The organism is Salipiger sp. (assembly GCF_059781815.1).
Map to the genome: position 1 here is coordinate 1 of NZ_JBYNAH010000028.1, position 17,097 is coordinate 17,097.

At 67.9% G+C, this 17,097-nt stretch carries 18 protein-coding genes; 7 read left to right on the top strand and 11 right to left on the bottom strand.

Annotated features, from left to right (window positions below; translation table 11 throughout):
* On the top strand, positions 1-830 hold an 830-nt coding region (locus AC6RA4_RS05090; RefSeq protein WP_500158031.1), incomplete at its 5' end, for a chromosome segregation SMC family protein.
* Between the two features lie 181 nt (positions 831-1,011).
* Here AC6RA4_RS05090 and AC6RA4_RS05095 read toward each other — a convergent pair.
* The 6 genes from AC6RA4_RS05095 to deoC form a co-directional block, all read right to left on the bottom strand.
* The gene (locus tag AC6RA4_RS05095) at positions 1,012-2,301 is read right to left on the bottom strand and encodes an amidohydrolase family protein (RefSeq protein WP_500158033.1); all 1,290 of its coding nucleotides are present in this window, start codon (positions 2,299-2,301) and stop codon (positions 1,012-1,014) included.
* A gap of 1 nt (position 2,302) precedes the next feature.
* Positions 2,303-3,250: an ABC transporter permease gene (locus AC6RA4_RS05100; RefSeq protein ID WP_500158035.1), complete on the bottom strand. Its 948-nt coding sequence runs from the start codon at positions 3,248-3,250 to the stop codon at positions 2,303-2,305.
* Positions 3,247-4,293: an ABC transporter permease gene (locus AC6RA4_RS05105; RefSeq protein WP_500158094.1), complete on the bottom strand. Its 1,047-nt coding sequence runs from the start codon at positions 4,291-4,293 to the stop codon at positions 3,247-3,249. Before AC6RA4_RS05105 ends, AC6RA4_RS05100 begins: the two co-directional genes overlap by 4 nt.
* A gap of 105 nt (positions 4,294-4,398) precedes the next feature.
* Positions 4,399-5,940: an ABC transporter ATP-binding protein gene (locus AC6RA4_RS05110; protein ID WP_500158037.1), complete on the bottom strand. Its 1,542-nt coding sequence runs from the start codon at positions 5,938-5,940 to the stop codon at positions 4,399-4,401.
* Positions 5,940-6,971, bottom strand: a complete 1,032-nt coding sequence (locus tag AC6RA4_RS05115; protein ID WP_500158039.1) for a BMP family protein — start codon at positions 6,969-6,971, stop codon at positions 5,940-5,942. The genes AC6RA4_RS05110 and AC6RA4_RS05115 overlap by 1 nt, the downstream gene beginning before the upstream one ends.
* Positions 6,972-7,125: 154 nt before the next feature.
* Complete coding sequence (gene deoC, locus AC6RA4_RS05120) at positions 7,126-8,121, bottom strand: deoxyribose-phosphate aldolase (RefSeq protein WP_500158041.1); 996 nt, start codon at positions 8,119-8,121, stop codon at positions 7,126-7,128.
* 199 nt (positions 8,122-8,320) lie between these two features.
* Between deoC and AC6RA4_RS05125 the strand changes: the two genes are divergently transcribed.
* Positions 8,321-8,665, top strand: a complete 345-nt coding sequence (locus tag AC6RA4_RS05125) for an antibiotic biosynthesis monooxygenase family protein (RefSeq protein WP_500158043.1) — start codon at positions 8,321-8,323, stop codon at positions 8,663-8,665.
* A 126-nt stretch (positions 8,666-8,791) separates the two neighbouring features.
* On the opposite strand, the gene AC6RA4_RS05130 is transcribed toward AC6RA4_RS05125, so the two are convergent.
* From AC6RA4_RS05130 to uraH, 4 genes are all read right to left on the bottom strand, one after another.
* Positions 8,792-9,976 (bottom strand): amino acid aminotransferase, encoded by a 1,185-nt coding sequence (locus AC6RA4_RS05130; RefSeq protein ID WP_500158045.1) that lies wholly within the window; start codon positions 9,974-9,976, stop codon positions 8,792-8,794.
* Positions 9,976-10,833: a 3-mercaptopyruvate sulfurtransferase gene (gene sseA, locus AC6RA4_RS05135; protein ID WP_500158047.1), complete on the bottom strand. Its 858-nt coding sequence runs from the start codon at positions 10,831-10,833 to the stop codon at positions 9,976-9,978. Before sseA ends, AC6RA4_RS05130 begins: the two co-directional genes overlap by 1 nt.
* Positions 10,834-11,394: 561 nt before the next feature.
* A complete protein-coding gene (smpB, locus tag AC6RA4_RS05140) occupies positions 11,395-11,865 on the bottom strand; it encodes an SsrA-binding protein SmpB (protein WP_222602485.1) in 471 nt (156 codons plus the stop codon).
* Positions 11,866-11,985: 120 nt separating this feature from the next.
* A complete protein-coding gene (gene uraH / locus AC6RA4_RS05145) occupies positions 11,986-12,345 on the bottom strand; it encodes a hydroxyisourate hydrolase (RefSeq protein WP_500158049.1) in 360 nt (119 codons plus the stop codon).
* A gap of 135 nt (positions 12,346-12,480) precedes the next feature.
* On the opposite strand from uraH, the gene puuE reads away from it, so the two are divergent.
* From puuE to AC6RA4_RS05160, 3 genes are read left to right on the top strand one after another with little or no spacing between them, the layout of a single operon-like run.
* Complete coding sequence (puuE, locus tag AC6RA4_RS05150; RefSeq protein WP_500158051.1) at positions 12,481-13,893, top strand: allantoinase PuuE; 1,413 nt, start codon at positions 12,481-12,483, stop codon at positions 13,891-13,893.
* Positions 13,890-14,726: a bifunctional allantoicase/(S)-ureidoglycine aminohydrolase gene (locus AC6RA4_RS05155; RefSeq protein WP_500158053.1), complete on the top strand. Its 837-nt coding sequence runs from the start codon at positions 13,890-13,892 to the stop codon at positions 14,724-14,726. Before puuE ends, AC6RA4_RS05155 begins: the two co-directional genes overlap by 4 nt.
* Positions 14,723-15,220 carry an ureidoglycolate lyase gene (locus tag AC6RA4_RS05160; RefSeq protein ID WP_500158055.1) on the top strand — a complete coding sequence of 166 codons (498 nt, stop codon included), beginning with the start codon at positions 14,723-14,725 and terminating at the stop codon, positions 15,218-15,220. Before AC6RA4_RS05155 ends, AC6RA4_RS05160 begins: the two co-directional genes overlap by 4 nt.
* Positions 15,221-15,308: 88 nt before the next feature.
* Here the strand turns inward: AC6RA4_RS05160 and AC6RA4_RS05165 are convergent, their stop codons facing one another.
* Positions 15,309-15,902 (bottom strand): hypothetical protein, encoded by a 594-nt coding sequence (locus AC6RA4_RS05165; RefSeq protein ID WP_500158057.1) that lies wholly within the window; start codon positions 15,900-15,902, stop codon positions 15,309-15,311.
* A gap of 184 nt (positions 15,903-16,086) precedes the next feature.
* Here AC6RA4_RS05165 and AC6RA4_RS05170 point away from each other — a divergent pair, with 184 nt between their 5' ends.
* Positions 16,087-16,371 carry a hypothetical protein gene (locus AC6RA4_RS05170; protein ID WP_500158059.1) on the top strand — a complete coding sequence of 95 codons (285 nt, stop codon included), beginning with the start codon at positions 16,087-16,089 and terminating at the stop codon, positions 16,369-16,371.
* A gap of 25 nt (positions 16,372-16,396) precedes the next feature.
* On the top strand, positions 16,397-17,047 hold the full coding sequence (locus tag AC6RA4_RS05175; protein WP_222602957.1) for a winged helix-turn-helix domain-containing protein: 651 nt from the start codon (positions 16,397-16,399) through the stop codon (positions 17,045-17,047).
* Positions 17,048-17,097 lie beyond the last annotated feature (50 nt).

The window sequence follows — 17,097 nt, forward strand, 5'->3', positions numbered from 1 at the left end:
CCTCCGAGGCGCGCGAGGCCCGCGCCCGGGCCGAGGCCAGGGTCGAGGCGGCGCGCGAGACGGTGGATTACGCCGCCGAGCGCATCGAGGACGAGCAGGAGACCACGCCGTCGAAGCTGCTCGACCGGCTCGAGGCCAACCCCGACGAGATGCCGCCCTCCGACCAGATCGAGGCCGAGGTCAACCGCCTCAAGCGCCAGCGAGATTCGCTGGGCGCGGTGAACCTGCGCGCCGAGGAAGACGCCAAGGAGGTGCGCGAGGAGCACGACCAGCTGGTCTCCGAGAAGCAGGATCTCGAGGAGGCGATCAAGACGCTACGCGCGGGCATCGCCTCGCTGAACCGCGAGGGGCGCGAGCGCCTGCTGACCGCGTTCGAGCAGGTCAACAGCAACTTCTCGCTGCTCTTCACCCACCTGTTCAACGGCGGCGAGGCCAACCTGGTGATGGTCGAGAGCGACGATCCGCTCGAGGCCGGGCTCGAGATCATGTGCCAGCCGCCGGGCAAGAAGCTCTCGACCCTGTCGCTGCTCTCGGGCGGCGAGCAGACGCTGACAGCGCTGGCGCTGATCTTCGCAGTGTTCCTCGCCAACCCGGCGCCGATCTGCGTGCTCGACGAGGTCGACGCGCCGCTTGACGACGCCAACGTCACCCGCTTCTGCGACCTGCTCGACGAGATGTGCCGCCGCACCGACACCCGCTTCCTGATCATCACCCACCACGCGGTGACCATGGCGCGCATGGACCGGCTGTTCGGCGTCACCATGCAGGAACAGGGCGTCTCGCAGCTGGTCTCGGTGGATCTCAAGAAGGCAGAGCGCATGGTCGCCTGACCGCGCCCTTGCCAATGATCACCGCTGCCCCACGGGCCGGCCTGCCTCCGGCGGGAGTATTTTGACGAAGAGAAGCCAGGGGCGCAGCGCTCATGTCTTCTTTGGTTCAAAAATACCTCGGGGGTGAATTGGCCGCAGGCCAAGAGGGGGCAGCGCCCCCTTATCCCTCTGCCACCAGGCGCTAGCCGTCGGCGATCTTGTGGCGGCGCCGCACGCTGTCCGGACGCCCGGGAAGCGCGAGGCGGGCGTCGTTGCGGGCCTGCCGCGACACCACCTTGCCCTTGGAGATCACGCAGAGCCGGTCGGGCCTGAGCCGCAGGGCCTCGATGCTCGAGCCGGCATCCAGCACCACCAGCGAAGCTATCTTGCCACTGGCCAGCCCGTAGTCGTCCAGATGCATGATCTTCGCGTTCTCTTCCGTCACCATGGTGAAGCAGCGCGCCATCTCCTGCGGTGAGGTCATCTGCGCCACGTGCAGCCCCATGAAGGCCACGTCGAGCATGTCGGCGGTGCCGAGCGAATACCACGGGTCGCGCACACAATCCTGCCCCCAGCCCACGGTGATGCCATGCGCCTGCATCTCCTTCACCCGGGTCAGGCCGCGGCGCTTGGGGTAGGTGTCGTGGCGGCCCTGCAGGGTGATGTTGATCAGCGGGTTGGGGATCGCGGCGATCCCGGCCTCGGCGATCAGCGGCAGCAGCTTCGAGACGTAGTAATTGTCCATCGAGTGCATCGAGGTCAGGTGAGAGCCGGCCACGCGGCCCTGCAGACCGAGGCGCTGGGTCTCATAGGCCAGCGCCTCGATATGGCGCGACATCGGGTCGTCGGTCTCGTCGCAATGCAGGTCGACCAGCAGGCCGCGCGCGGCGGCGATCTCGCAGAGCTCGCGGACCGAGGCGGCGCCGTCGGACATGGTGCGCTCGAAATGCGGGATGCCGCCGACCACGTCGACCCCCATGTCGAGCGCGCGCAGGGTGTTGGCCTTCGCTGTCGGGTCGCGGTAGAAGCCGTCCTGCGGGAAGGCCACGAGCTGTAGGTCGAGATAAGGCTTCACGACCTCGCGCACGTGCAGCAGCGCCTCGACGCCCTTGAGCGCGTCGTCGCAGGTGTCGACATGGCTGCGCACCGCCAAAAGCCCCATGCTCACCGCCCAGTCGCAATATTCCAGTGCGCGCGACACCATCTCGTCGACCGTGGCGATCTGCTTGAGCTCGCCCCAGAGCGAAATGCCCTCGAGCAGGGTGCCGGAGGCGTTGATCCGCGGCGTGCCATAGCTCAGCGTCGCATCCATGTGGAAATGCGGATCGACGAAGGGCGGCGAGACCAGATCGCCCGCGGCGTCGATCACCTCGCCCGCTTCCGCGCCGGTCAGGTCGCCAATGGCGGCGATGCGGTCGCCGGTGATGCCGATGTCCTTGACGGTGCCGTCGGGCAGGGTGCCGCCGGTGACGAGGATGTCGAAGCTGGCCATCTTAGCGCTCTCCGCGGTTGAAGGGGGTCATCAGGGCGGCGGGCACCTGGGCGCGCCGCGACATCAGGATCAGGGCGAGGATCGACAGCAGGTAGGGGATCATCAGGAACACCTGGTAGGGCACCACCTGTCCCATGCCGGTCTGCTGCAGGCGCACCTGCAGCGCGTCGAACCCGGCGAAGAGCAGCGCGCCCAGCAGCGCTTTACCGGGCTTCCACGCGCCGAACACCACCAGCGCGATGCAGATCCAGCCGCGCCCGTTGACCATCTCGAAGAAGAAGGACGAGAAGGCCGACATGGTCAGAAAGGCGCCGCCCACCGCCATCAGGCCCGAGCCCACGATCACCGCGCCCATGCGGATCGCCGCCACCGAGAGGCCCTGGGCCTCGACCGCGTGGGGGTTCTCTCCGGCGGCGCGCAGGGCGAGGCCGAGCGGCGTGCGGTAGAGCACCAGCGCCACGATCGCGACGCAGGCGAAGGCGGCCCAGGTCAGCGCGGTCTGGGAAAACAGCGCCTGGCCAAGCCAGGGTAGGTCCGAGAGGCCCGGGATGTGCAGGGTCTGGAAGGGCTCGATGCGCGGCGGGTTGGTGACTTCGGGCAGCGCCAGCCGGTAGGCGTAGTAGGCCGAGGCGGTGGCCAAGAGCGTGATGCCGAGGCCCACCACGTGCTGCGACAGGCCGAAGGGCACGGTGAGCACGCCATGCAGCGCTCCGAAGGCCATGCCCGCGAGCATCGCCACGGCGACGCCGGTCCAGAGGCCGCCGCCCGCGTAGACCGTCATCCAGCCGGCGAAGGCGCCGATCACCATGATGCCCTCGATGCCGAGGTTGAGCACGCCGGCGCGCTCGCAGATCAACTCGCCCATGGTGGCGAAGATCAGCGGCGAGGCGATGCGCAGCACCGCGGCCCAGAAGCTGGCGGAGATCAGGATATCGACGATCTCGGTCATCCGCGCACCACCCGGTATCGTGTCAGAAGGATTGCCAGCACCATGAAGAGCAGCGCCGCGGCGAGCAGGATGTCGGCAATGTAGGTCGGCACCTCGGCGGCGCGTGACATGCTGTCGGCGCCGACGAAGATGCCCGCGACGAAGAGCGCCGAGACCACCACGCCAAGCGGGTGCAGCAGCGCCAGCATGGCGACGATGATGCCGGTATATCCGAAATCGGGCGAGAGGTCGGAGGTCAGGTTGCCCTTGAGGCCGGCGACCTCGGAGAAGCCTGCAAGCGCCGCAAGCCCGCCGGAGATCAGTGCCGTCTTCACCAGCACCCGGCCCACCGGGATGCCGGCGAAGCGCGCCGCCTGCGGGTTCTGGCCGACGGCGCGGATCTCGTAGCCCAGCGTGGTGCGGGTCTGCATCACCCAGACACCGGCGGCGCAGATCAGCGCCAGCGCAAAGCCCCAGTGCAGCCGCAGCCCCTCGACGATGCGCGGCAGGCGGGCATCGCGGGGCAGGGCGGGGGATTTTGGCCAGCCCATGCCCATCGGGTCCTTGAGCGGGCCCTCAAGCAGGTAGGAGATGAACAGCGCCATGATGAAATTCAGAAGGAGCGTGGTGACCACCTCGTCGACCCCGAGCCGTGTCTTCAGGAGCACCGGTCCGAGCAGAACCAGCGCGCCGGCCACGATGGCGCCGAGCGCCATCAGCGGGATCGCGAGCGGGCCGGGAAGGCCGAGCTGGGTGCCGATCACCACGGTCATCAGCGCGCCGGCATAGAGCTGCGCCTCGGCGCCGATGTTCCACAGCCGGGCGCGGAAGGCGACGGCCACGGCGAGACCGGTGAAGATCAGCGGCGTGGCGCGGTTGAGCGTCTCGAGCGTGGCGAATTTCGAGCCCACGGCGCCCTTGACGATGAGGCCGAAGGTCTCGAGCGGGTTGGCGCCGGCGACGGCGGCGAGGCCTGCGGCCAGCGCGATGGTCGCCAGGATGGCGAGCGCCGGCAGGCCCAGCGTGCGGGCATGGGAGGGGGCGGCGATGGGGTCTAGTCGCATCATGGGTGCACCTGGCGGAGAGGGCGGTTCGGGGGCGCTGCCCCCGGACCCCCGGGATATTTCTGGCCAGAAGAAGACAGGGGCGTCGGTCTGGGGAGGGAGAGGTCAGGCGGCATGGTCGAAGCCCTGGCCGGCCATCCACTGGCCGAGCTCGGCCGGGGTCTTTTCGCCGCGGGCGAACTCGGGCGAGAGCCGGCCGCCGGAGATCACCCGGATCACGTCGGAGAGGGTGAGGATCTCGTCGAGATCCTCGGAGATCAGCAGCACCGCGGCACCGGCGTCGCGGGCGGCGATGAGCTGCTCCTGGACATAGGTCACGGCGCCGATGTCGAGCCCGCGCACCGGCTGGTTGGCAAGGATGATGCGCGGCGCGGCCTCGAGCACGCGGCCCAGGATGAGCTTTTGCATGTTGCCGCCGGAGAGCAGGCGGATGCGGGCCTCAGGGCCGGGGCAGCGCACGTCGTATTTGGCGATGATGGCCTCGGTCGTGCGGCGGGCGGCGGCCCAGTCCATCCAGCCGGCGCGGGCGTTGGGGCCGTCGCGGTAGCTCTCGAGGACAGCGTTCTCGGTGAGGCTGAAGTCGGCCACCGTGCCGGTGCGGTGGCGGTCCTCGGGGATGCGGCCGATGCCAGAGCCGAGGGCGCTCCGCGGGCTCCAGCCGGAGACCGGGTTGCCGGCGATCTCGAGCGTGCCGGAGGTGGGGGAGGCGAGGCCGGATATCAGGTCGGCGAGCGCGCCCTGGCCATTGCCGGAGACCCCGGCGAGCCCGAGGATCTGACCGGCCTTGAGCTCGAGATCGACCGCCCTGAGCCCGGGCCGGTTGCCCTGCGGCGCGGTGCTTACGCCATCGAGGCGCATCAGAACGGCGCCGGGGCGGGCCTCTGCGGGGGCGGGGGCGGCGATCTCGGCGCCGACCATCAAGGTCGCGAGCTGGTGGCGATCGGTGTCTTGGGTGGCGGTCTCGCCCACGAGTCTGCCGTGGCGCAGCACCAGAACGCGCGAGGAGATCGCCATGACCTCGTGCAGCTTGTGCGAGATGAAGATCACCGACAGCCCCTGCGCCACCATCTTGCGCAGGGTGAGGAAGAGCGCGTCGGCCTCCTGCGGGGTCAGCACCGCAGTGGGCTCGTCGAGGATCAGGATCCGGGCGTCGCGGTAGAGCGCCTTGAGGATCTCGACCCGCTGACGCTCGCCCACCGAGAGCTCGGCCACGCGGGCGTCGGGATCGACCACGAGCCCGAAATCTTCGGCCAGCGCCTGCAGCTTGCGCCGCGCCGCCTGCTTTCCGAGCCCGGGAGACCAGAGCGATCCGGTGCCAAGCAGCACGTTCTCGAGCACGGTCATGTTGTCGGCGAGGGTGAAATGCTGGTGCACCATTCCGACGCCGGCGGCCAGCGCCGCGCCGGGCTGGCCGGGGGGCAGGGCCTGGCCGAACACCTCGACCGTGCCCTCGTCGGCGGTGTAATGGCCGAAGAGGATGTTCATCAGCGTGGTCTTGCCGGCCCCGTTCTCACCCAGCAGCGCCACGACCTCGCCCTTCGCCAGCGAGAAGCTGATCGCGTCATTGGCGGTGAGCGCGCCGAAGCGCTTGGTGATGCCGGAGAGGCGCAGGACGGTCTCGCCCTGCGCCGTGTCTTGGTCTGTCATCAGGAGGAGGTGGGCTCGCTGTCGTCGATCTCGACGGTGAACTCACCGGCCTTGATGGCGGCCTCCCGTTCGGCCACCAGATCGAGCGCTTCCTGCGGGACCTTGCCCTCGAACGTGCCAAGCGGCGCCAGCGAGCAGCCGCCTTCCTTCATGAAGCTGTAGACGCCGTAATTGTCGGCCTCGAAGCTGCCCTCGGCCACCTTGGCGAGGGCGGCCTGCAGGGTCGGCTCGAAATGCCACAGCGCCGAGGCGGCGACGGTGTCGGGATAGTCGGCCTGGGTGTCGATGACGTTGCCGATGGCGAGGATGCCCTTCTCCTGCGCCGCGTCGGAGACCCCGAAGCGCTCGGCGTAGAGCATGTCGGCGCCGTTCTCGATCATCGCAAAAGCGGTTTCCTTGGCCTTGGGCGGATCGAACCAGGAGCCGATGAAGCTGACCTGGAAGCTGGCGTCGGGCTTCATCTCCTTCACGCCCGCCATGAAGGCGTGCATCAGCCGGTTGACCTCGGGGATCGGGAAGCCGCCGACCATGCCGATATTGCCGGTCTCGGTCAGCGCGCCGGCGATGATGCCCGAGAGGTACGAGGCGTCCTGGATGTAGTTGTCGAACACCGCGAGGTTCGGGTAGGCCGGATCGGGCATGAAGGACGAGCCCATCAGGAAGGCGGTGTCGGGGTAGTCGAGCACCACCTCGCGGGCCTCCTGCTCGACGCCGAAGATCTCGCCGATGATGAGCTTGGCGCCGGCCTCGGCATATTCGCGCATGACGCGCGGATAGTCGGTGTTGGCGGTGTTTTCCGAGAAGCTGTAGGTGATCTGGCCGGCCTCTTTCGCGGCCTCGGCGGCGATGTGGATGCGGCTCACCCATTGCTGCTCCACCGGTACGGTGTAGATCCCGGCGACCGCGATCGGCTCCTGCGCCAGCAGGCGCGAGGGCAGGGCGCCGGCGCCCGCGGCGGCGGCGAAACCGGCCGTGCCCATGAGCATGCGGCGGCGGCTGAACTGGGTGAGAAGCGTGCGTCTGTCGGTCATGAGGCCCCCTGGCTTTGGTCTAAAATTTGACCAGACGGTAAGCGTTTCGGCAGAGGCTGGCAAAGGAAGAAGCGTCGCACGCGGCGCAAACCGCATGCCGGGTAATCATTCGCGTCGGGTGGTGCCCGCCAAACGGGCAGTCAGCCGCGCGCCCCTATCCGATGGCGTGGCGCCAGCTCGCGGAATAGGCGCCGGTGACGTGATGCTCGAGCTGGCGCTCGATATCGCCCAGCAGGCTCGAGGCGCCGAAGCGGAAGAGATCCGGGCGCAGCCAGCGGTCGCCCAGCTCTTCCTTGACCAGCGCGAGGTAGGTGATCGCGTCCTTGGCCTTGGAGATGCCACCGGCGGGCTTGTAGCCGACGCGGTAGCCGGTCTCCTCGTAATAGTCGCGGATCGCGCGCATCATCACCAGGCTTACCGGCAGGGTGGCGTTGACGCTTTCCTTGCCGGTGGAGGTCTTGATGAAATCGGCGCCGGCCATCATGCAGACCATCGAGGCGCGGGCGACGTTCTGCAGCGTGCCGAGCTCGCCGGTGGCGAGGATCGCCTTCACATGCGCCTCGCCGCAGGCTTCGCGGAACTGGCGCATCTCGTCATAGAGCCCCTCCCAGTCACCGGTCAGAACCAGCCGGCGCGAGATCACGATGTCGATCTCGCGGGCGCCGGCCTTGACGCTCTCTCCGATCTCGGCAAGCCGCAGCGGGAAGGGCGAGAGCCCGGCGGGAAAGCCGGTCGAGACCGCCGCCACCGGGATGCCGCTGCCTTGCAGCGCGCTGACCGCGGGGGCGATCATGTCGTGATAGACGCAGACCGCGCCGGTGGTCAGCCCCTGCATCCCCAGCGCCTCGAGCAGGTCCTCGCGCACCGGCTGCCGCGCCTTGGCGCAGAGCCGCGCCACGCGGCCCGGCGTGTCGTCGCCGGCCAGCGTGGTGAGGTCGATGCACGAGATCGCGCGCGCGAGCCAGGCCGCCTGGTAATCCTTCTTGAGACTGCGCCGTCCTGGCAGGCTCGCGGCGCGGCGCTCGATGGCCGAGCGGTTGGCGCGGGCGCGCATCACCCGTTCCATGTCGAGCGGCATGCCCGGATTGCGGGGCTCAAGCGTCTGCGGCAGCTGGGTCACGGTCATCGGGGCCTCGGTGGTCTCAAGCATGTCTCGCTCCTCCGGCCCCGACCGTCGCATGCCCCCATGGCGCAGACAAGAGAGGCCGTGGCGTTACCGCAATCGCCGGCCCTCCCCCATGGGCGACAGCTCCTGTCTTCTCTACGTTCCAAATACTCAAACCTCGACGGCGCCATCCCCTTGGCCCGCCGGGCGCAAGGCGGCAGACTGGGCCAAACGGAGGACAGCCATGATCGCCATCATCTTCGAAGTCACCCCCGCCGAGGGCCAGCGCGACGCCTATCTCGACATCGCCGCCGCCATGCGACCGCTGGTCGAAGAGGTCGAGGGGTTCCTCTCGGTGGAGCGCTTCGAGAGCCTGACCAATCCCGGCAAGCTTCTCTCGATCAGCTTCTTCGAGGACGAGGCGGCGGTGCAGCGCTGGCGGCAGCTGGCGGCGCATCGCGGCGCGCAGCGCAAGGGGCGGGAGGAGATCTTCGCGGGCTACCGGCTGCGGGTCTGCCAGGTGCTGCGCGATTACGGCATGGAGGACCGGGCCGAGGCGCCGCAGGACAGCCTGGCTGAACACGGATGACACCAGAGATGCGAGAAGAGTAAGGGCGTCAGGCCGGCCAGAGGCTCCGAGACGACGGGCTCTGGCCCGGCGGCGAGACGGCAAGGGCGGGGCCCGCAGGCCCCGCGCCGCTTTGTAGGATAGGGATCAGATCCCGGATTTGACGATGGCTTCCGCCAGGATCGGCACCGAGGTCTTGTTGAGGCCCGCGATGTTGAGGCGCGAGTCGCCCACCATGTAGATGCCGTGATCGCGGCGCAGGGTCTCGACCTGCTCCGGCGTGGCGCCGAGGCGCGAGAACATGCCGCGGTGCTGGGCGAGGAAGCCGAAACGGTCCGAGCCCGACAGGCGCTGCAGTTCGGAGGCCAGCTGCTCGCGCAGGCCCAGCATCGAGTTGCGCACCTCTTCCAGCTCGGCGGCCCACTCGGCGCGCAGCGCCTCGTCGGTCAGCACCATGGTCACCAGTCGCGCGCCGTGATCCGGCGGGAAGGAGAAGTTCTGCCGGTTGAGGTAGTTCAGGCTGTCCTGGTTGAGCTTGCGCTGGCCGGCATCCTTGCTCACCGCCATCAGCAGGCCGGTGCGCTCGCGGTAGATGCCGAAATTCTTCGAGCAGCTCGCGGCGATCAGCACTTCCGGCATCTTCTCGGCCACCAGGCGCACGCCCTCGGCATCGGCATCGAGCCCGTCGCCGAAGCCCTGGTAGGCGATGTCGATCATCGGCACCGCCTCGCGCTCGAGCAGCAGCTCGATCACGGCCTTCCACTGCGGGATGTTGAGGTTGGCGCCGGTGGGGTTGTGGCAGCAGCCGTGCAGGAGCACCACGTCGCCCGGCATCACCTGGTGCAGGTCGGCGATCATGCCCGCGAAATCGACCGAGCGGGTCTCGCTGTCGAAATAGCGGTACGAAATGAACTCGATGCCCATGTGCTTGAGGATCGACAGGTGGTTCGGCCAGGTCGGGTCGGAGACGAAGACGCGGGCCTTGGGGTTGGCCATGCGGATGAGGTCGAAGGCCTGGCGCACCGCGCCGGTGCCGCCCGGGGTCGCCGCGGCGGCCACGGTCTCGCGCGCGACGGCATCGCCCAGCACCAGCTTGACCATGGCGTCGGCAAAGCCCGGATCGCCGGCGAGCCCGGTATAGGACTTGGTGGTCTCGGTCTCCCAGAGCTGCTTCTCGGCGGCCTTGATGGCGCGCATGATCGGGGTGTTGCCGCTGGCATCCTTGTAGACGCCGACACCGAGGTCGATCTTCTGCTCGCGCGGGTCCTCGCGATAGGCCTGCATCAGGGCGAGGATCTTGTCTGCGGGTTGCTCTTTGAGGTTCTCGAACATCAGTGCTCTCCGGTGGCGACGGGCAGGGTGGGGAACTGCCCCCACTCGCTCCACGACCCGTCATAGAGGGAATGGTCGTCCTTGCCCATCAGGGTCAGGGCAAGGTTGAGGATGGCGGCGGTGACGCCGGACCCGCAGGAGGTGATCGCGGGCTTGCCGAGATCCACCCCGGCGGCCTCGAACACCGCGCGCAGCTCGGCGGCGGTCTTCATGGTGCCGTCCTCTTTCAGCAGAGTCGTGTAGGGGACGTTCTTCGAGCCCGGGATGTGGCCGGCGCGCAGTCCGGGGCGCGGCTCGGGCGCCTCGCCGCGGAAGCGGATGGCGGCGCGGGCGTCGAGGATCTCGGTGTCCTGCAGCTTCGCGGCGGCAGAGACCTGCGTCACGTCCTTCACCATCTGGTTCTGGCGCCGCACGGTCATGTGGCGGTCGCGGATCACCGGCGGCAGGTCCTCGGTCTCGCGGCCCTCGGCCTGCCACTTCGGCAGACCGCCGTCGAGCACGGCGATGTCGCTCTGGCCCATCAGCTTGAACAGCCACCAGACCCGCGCTGCCGAGAACAGCCCCTGGCTGTCATAGACCACCACCTGGTGGCCGTCGCCCACGCCCATGGCGCGCAGCCGCGACATGAACTTCTCGACGGGCGGCACCATGTGCGGCAGGTCGGAGCGGTTGTCGCTGATATCGTCGATGTCGAAAAAGCGCGCGCCGGGGATGTGGGCGGCATCGTATTCCGCCTTGGCGTCGCGGTCGGACCCGGGCAGGAACCAGCTGGCATCGAGGATGCGCAGGTCGGGATCCTTGAGATGGGTCGCCAGCCAGTCGGTCGAGACAAGCGTCTTGGGATCGTCTTGGTTCATGAAACCTTTCCCGGGCAGTCAGGGTCGGTCACGTCTCTAAGCCGCGGGGGCCAGCAATACAAGGGGATGGGCGGGCGGCACGGGACGAGGCCGCCGCATCGCGAAGGGTGGGGGCGGCTCGAGATGGTTGTGGATGTCAAATCGGGTCTGAAGACGCGCCACTCTGGGCGATATGGCACGGATCGACGTTCGAGCGTCGCATCCGCGCGGAATCAAGGCCGAAGGCTGCCGCGCCATCGGTCATGCTGAAAGCATGCCTTCGGCATGACCCGCCCCCCGGGTTGGCGATCTGGTGACGCAAGCGCCGAGTGTCGAGGTCCTTCGGACGTGGCCGGGATAAATCGAGAGGTTCGGAGCGTCGGATCGCCATCCCGCGGGCCGGCGATGGCGCAGCGGGCTCAGCCGTCTTGGCTCCCGCCCCTGCGTTGCGAAATCGTCGTTTTGGAAGTGGTCAGCGGCAACGATGGCCGCCCTGTCAGGCAAGAAGTCACATCCTGCTCAGGACAGGCCATTCGCAGCACCCGTCCCAAGCGCCGCGCAGGCAAGGCACCGCCGCCCCGCTCAGCCCTGCTTCAAGAGCCGCTGCTTCTGGCGGTTCCAGTCGCGCTTGGCCTCGGTCTCGCGCTTGTCGTGGTTCTTCTTGCCCTTGGCGATGCCGACCTTCATCTTCGCCACGCCCTTGTGGTTGAAGTAGAGCACCAGCGGCACGATGGTCATGCCCTTGCGCTGGGTCTCGTTCCACAGCCGGGCGAGCTCTTTCTTCGACACCAGAAGCTTGCGCCGGCGGCGCTCCTCGTGGCCGAACATGGCGCGCTCGTAGGGGGCGATGTAGCTGTTGACCAGCCACAGCTCGCCATCCTCTACCGCGGCATAGCTCTCGGCGATGTTCGAGGTGTTCTCGCGCAGCGACTTCACCTCGGACCCGGTCAGCACGATGCCGACCTCGAGATCGTCCTCGATCGCGTAGTCGAAACGGGCACGCCGGTTCTCGGCGATCACCTTGTAGTTCGGATCTGTCTTCGGTTTGGCCATTGCGTGCATGTAGTCCCTGCCGCCCCGCCTGTCCATAAGCGCGATGCGCGCAACGGCGTCAGAGCCGCCGGCGCAGGCATTGGCGCGGAGCGGGCGGCGCGGCTACAGCGGCTGACTGGCTCAGCTGCCGCGATAGGTGGAATAGCCGTAGGCCGAGAGTAGCAGCGGCACATGGTAATGCGCGTCCGGGTCGGACATGCCGAAGCGCAGCGGGATCTGGTCGAGGAACAGCGGCTCGGCAGCCGCCTGACCGGTGGCCTTGAGATAGTCGCCGGCAAAGAAGATCAGCTCGTAGGTGCCGGTCTTGAACGCGTCCTTTGGCAGGATCGGGCTGTCGGTGCGGCCGTCGGCATTGGTGACTGTCTCGGCGATCTTGCGATGCGAATTGCCCGAAACCTTGTAGAGCGCGATTTTCACACCTTCGGCGGGAACGCCCCGGGCGGTGTCGAGCACGTGGGTCGTGAGATATCCGTCGGCCATTCCTCTTGCTCCTTTCTTGGGCAGGGCGGATAAGCGGGGCATCGCCGCGCCTCCGTGCCAGCCCTTTGCGGTTCCGTCCCGGTTAGAGCGCGATTATCCGAAGATGACAACACGACCCAAGGCAGGAGGGGCCAGATGCAGCGTTATCCCCGCAATTTGATCGGCTACGGAGCGGACCGCCCCGATGCGAAATGGCCCGGCAATGCCAAGATCGCGGTGCAGTTCGTGCTGAACTACGAGGAAGGCGGCGAGAACAACGTTCTGCATGGCGATGCCGCCTCCGAGGCCTTCCTGTCCGACATCCCCGGCGCCGCCATGTGGCCGGGCCAGCGCCACTGGAACATGGAATCGATCTATGAATACGGCGCCCGCGCCGGGTTCTGGCGTCTGCACCGGCTGTTCACCGCCGCCGGCATCCCGCTGACGATCTACGGCGTCGCCACCGCGCTGGCGCGCAACCCCGAGCAGGTCGAGGCGATGAAGGACGCGGGCTGGGAAATCGCCAGCCACGGCCTCAAATGGGTCGAGCACAAGGACATGCCCGAGGACGAGGAGCGTGCCGCCATTGCCGAGGCGATCCGCCTGCACACCGAGGTGGTGGGCGAGCCGCCGCGCGGCTGGTACACGGGGCGCTGCTCGGAAAACACCGTGCGGCTGGCGGCGGAGACCGGCCAGTTTGCCTATATCTCCGATACCTATGACGACGATCTGCCTTACTGGCTCGAGATCGACGGCGTCGATCACCTGATCATCCCCTACACGCTCGAGGCCAACGACATGCGCTTCTCGGTCAGCCCCGGCTGGATCGAGGCAGAGCAGTTCTTCACCTATCTGAAAGACAGCTTCGACACGCTCTATGCCGAGGGCGCGGCGGGCAAGCCGGCGATGTTCTCTATCGGGCTGCACAACCGCCTGATCGGCCGCCCCGGCAAGGTGGCGGGCCTCAAGCGCTTCCTCGACTATATCGCGGGCTTCGACGGCGTCTGGACCCCGCGCCGCATCGAGATCGCCGAGCATTGGGCCGCGACCCACCCGCCGGTGAAACGCGAGCGCCCGAGCCTGATGGACCGCGAGACCTTCGTGGCCAAGTTCGGCGGCATCGTCGAGCATTCGGACTGGGTCGCCGAGCGTGCCTTCGAGCTCGAGCTCGGCCCGGCGCATGACACGCCCGCGGGCCTTGCCAATGCGCTGGCGCGGGTGCTGCGCAGCGCCAGCGACGAGGAGCGCATGGGCGTGCTGCGCGCGCATCCCGACCTTGCCGGCAAGCTCGCCGCCGCCAAGCGGCTGACCGAGGACAGCACCTCGGAACAGGCCAGCGCAGGGCTGGATGCGCTGACCGATGACGAACGGGACCGCTTTACGCAACTGAACACTGCGTATATGGAGAAGCACGGATTTCCCTTCATCATTGCCGTGCGCGATCACGACAAGTCCGGCATCCTCGCGGCCTTCGAGCGCCGCCTCGGAAACGATACCGAAACCGAGTTCAGAGAAGCTTGCCGGCAGGTCGAGCGCATCGCGCGCTTGCGGCTGGAGAGCTTGCTTTGAAACACGACCCGATCACGACCTATGCCTTTCCGCCCGGCGGCTTGCCGGGGCAGGAATGCGACCCGGAAGGCACCGCGATCTTCACCGAGGCCTACGCGGTCATCCCCGCCAACGTCATGCGCGACATCGTCACCAGCTTCCTGCCGGGCTGGACCGGGCACCGGATCTGGGTGCTGGCCCGCCCGATGACCGGCTTTGCCGAGACCTTCGCGCAATACGCGGTCGAGCTGTCGCCCGGCGGCGGCACCAACGAGCCCGAGCCCGATCTCGACGCGCAGGGGGTGATCTTCGTCACCCATGGCGAGATGCGGCTGACGCTGGGGCGCGACTGGTACGACCTCAAGGCCGGCAGCTACGCCTACATCCCGCCCTCGGCGGTGTGGTCGATCTGGAACACCGGCGATGTGCCGGCGGGCTTCCACTGGATCCGCAAGCGCTGGCGCCCGGTGCCGGGGATGCTGCCGCCCGAGGCCTTCGTGACCCACGAGACCGAGGTCAACCGCACGCCGATGCCCGATTGCGACGGGGTCTGGTCGACCCAGCGCTTCACCGACCCGTTCGACCTGCGCCACGACATGCACGTCAACATCGTCAGCATCGAGAGTGCGGGACGCATTCCGTTTGCCGAGACCCACGTCATGGAGCACGGGCTCTACGTGCTCTCGGGCACGGCGCGCTATCTTCTCAACAAGGACTGGGTCGAGGTCGGCCCCGGCGATTTCATGTGGCTGCGCGCGTTCTGCCCGCAGGCCTGCGTCGCCACCGGGGACGAGACCTTCCGCTACCTGCTCTACAAGGACGTCAACCGCCACGTGAGCCTGTCGCTGTCATGAAGACCATTCTTGCCGAGCCGCTGACCGCCGGCGCCTTCGCGCCGTTCGGGGATGTGCTCGAGATCTCGGGCGATCCGGACAAGATCATCAACCAGGGGCTTTGCGGGCGTTATCATGACCGCGCCTCGATGGATTTCGGCCCCGGGGGCCGCGCTGGCATCAGCCTCTTCGACGCGGTGCCGCGCGATCTGCCCTACCTGCTCGAGATGGTCGAGCGCCATCCCGAGGGCAGTCAGGCCTTCATTCCGATGCACCGCAACCCGTGGCTGGTGATCGTCGCCGAGGCCGGGGCGCAACCGGGCGAAATCTCGGCCTTCGTCGCGGGGCCGGGGCAGGGGGTCAACCTCTATCGCGGCACCTGGCACGGGGTGCTGACGCCGCTGCACGCGCCGGGGATGTTCGCCGTGGTCGACCGGATCGGCGCGACGCCGAACCTCGAAGAGCATTGGCTCGACACGCCGGTGACGATCACCGCGCCGACCGCGGCAGGATAAAAGAAGAGCGCGCGGGGCCTGCTCGGCACCCCGCGCGCTGCGACACCGGGCGGACGGGACTCCGCGCCGATGCCGCTGTCTCTCTCGTTCAATACTGGCGATGATAGGGGCGCGGCAGGTTCGGGCCGTCGCGGCGCACCGCCTCGAGGCCATAGCCCTTGCGGCGCAGGCAGGATGCGTCGAAGGCGCGCTCCTTGCGACCGCCGTCACGCACATACATCTCGCAGGCATCGGGCAGGCGGCTGGTGCGAACCCCGGCACGGGTCATGCAGTCGCGGTCGAAGGCATGGCGGCTGCCGCCGCCGTCGATGCGCATCATGCAGCGCGACGGCAGCACGTATTTCGTATCCTGCCGCTGGCCGAAGGCGGGGCCGACGACGCGCGGCGGGTCGTTGCGGCGCTGGTCCTGATGCGCCTTGCGACGGTCCTCCTGCTGTTGACGCCACTGCTTGGCCAGCTCTTCCTGACGCTTCTGCTCCTTTTTCTTCTTCTTGTCCTTCTTGCGATCGTCGTCGGCCTCTTCGCGGGCCTCGGCGATGGCGTTGCCGAGGATGTAGAGCACCCCGGCGGCGCCAAGAGCCTTCAGCGCGTCCTTGCCGTCGGCGGCACGGGCGGGCGCGGCGGAGAAGGTGGTGATGGCGAGCGAAGCGGCCAGAACGGCGGCGATGAACTTGCGGGACATGGGGCAGTCTCCTGTTGGTGTGTCTGTCGTGTCATGTGGCGCCGCCGTCCTGGCCGACGCCTCGACCCGACCCTCGGCCAGCCCCCTGATTTCAGGCAATATCGGCCCCCTGTTATCGGATAACCGCGGCCTTTACGGCGCTCTGCTATTGAATTGCACCCGGCCCGGGCGCAGGGTCGCGGCCATGAAACGCATCCTTCTTCCCCTCTTCCTGGCGCTTGTCCTGCCCGCCGCCGCGCGGGCCGACTGCTATGTCGAATACAAGGCCAAGCAGGACAGCCCGCTGCGCCTGCATTACGGAATCGCGCGCCTGTCGGGGGACTGCCCCGGCAAGGGCGCGGCGGCAGAGCAACTCTCCGCCGCTCTGGCCCGCGATGGCTGGACGCTCTTGAACGTGGTGGGTCTTTCGACCAAGGAACCCGGTGACAAGGAGAGGGCCAACGCCGGTGAGTACTACCTCCGCTACTGACGCAAGACGCACCGGCGCGCGGCTGGTGGGCGCGGGCATCGCCGCCATCGTGGCGCTGCTGGTGGGCGCCGGGGTGCTCTTGATGTTCACCCTGCCCGACGCCAACGCCTTCAACGCTCGTGTCGAACGCCTGTTCATCGAGAATGACGACCTGACCGGGCAGGCCGAGGTCAAGCTGCTCGAGATCCTCGCCCAGTCGGGCACCGCCTTCTCGGACACGCTGGCGAGCTACCGCATGGTGATCTTCGTGCTGCTGGTCTTCGCAACGGCGCTTCTGGTGGCGGCGCTGGTGTTTCTCGTCATGCTGGTGATCCTCAATCGCCGCATGGCGCAGATCGAGCGCTCGGGCATCCAGGTCAGCTCGCTGATCATCAGCCGCGAGGAGAACACCGTCTATCTCAACACCATGGGCTTCAAGCTCACCGAGGCGATGGTCGAGACGCTGGCGGTGCTGGCCGAGGCGCGGATGGATGACGAGATGCTCTCGGGGGCGCAGATCGAGGCGATGATCTCGGGGCGCGATGCCAGCGATTGCGAGGAAGCCGCCGGCGCCACCCGCATCAAGCGCCTGCGCGACGGGCTCGGCAACCAGATGGTCAGCGAGCTTCTGGTCAAGAACATCGCCCGGCGCGGCTATATGCTGGCCATCGACAAGGACGTGATCGAGGTTATCTGAGACAGGGACACATCGGCGGCGCATCGCGCGGGCGATTGTGTCCTGTTGAA